The following is a 532-nucleotide window of genomic DNA, read 5'->3' on the forward strand; positions in this document are numbered from 1 at the left end:
TGATGGAAATGGTGGAACAGATACCGCTACGGTAACGGTAACGGTAAACCCAATCAACGATGCTCCGGTAGCCGTTGATGATTCGGCCACCACCGATGAAGACACTGCTGTAAACATAAATGTACTTGCCAACGATACTGATGTAGACGGTGATACCCTTACGGTAACCGAAACCACTGCACCTACTAACGGAAGTGTTGTGATCAATGGTGATGGAACAATTACTTACACTCCGAATGAAAACTTCAACGGTACAGATACTTTCATCTATACCATCTCTGATGGCAATGGTGGAACAGATACCGCTACGGTAACGGTAACGGTAAACCCAATCAACGATGCGCCTGTAGCAGTTGATGATGTGGCTACCACCGATGAAGACACTGCTGTAAACATAAATGTACTTGCCAACGATACTGATGTAGACGGTGATACCCTTACGGTAACCCAGACCACTGCACCTACTAATGGAAGTGTTGTGATCAATACAGACTACACGATCACCTATACTCCGGATGCCAACTTCAACGGT

At 45.9% G+C, this 532-nt stretch carries 1 protein-coding gene; it reads left to right on the forward strand.

Features of this window, described 5'->3' with window-relative positions:
- A partial coding sequence (locus tag ACKGJN_RS16765) for a cadherin-like domain-containing protein (RefSeq protein ID WP_409540710.1) occupies positions 1-532 on the forward strand: 532 nt, incomplete at both ends.

It is taken from the genome of Gillisia xinjiangensis, from assembly GCF_046298265.1.
Lineage (GTDB): Bacteria > Bacteroidota > Bacteroidia > Flavobacteriales > Flavobacteriaceae > Gillisia > Gillisia xinjiangensis.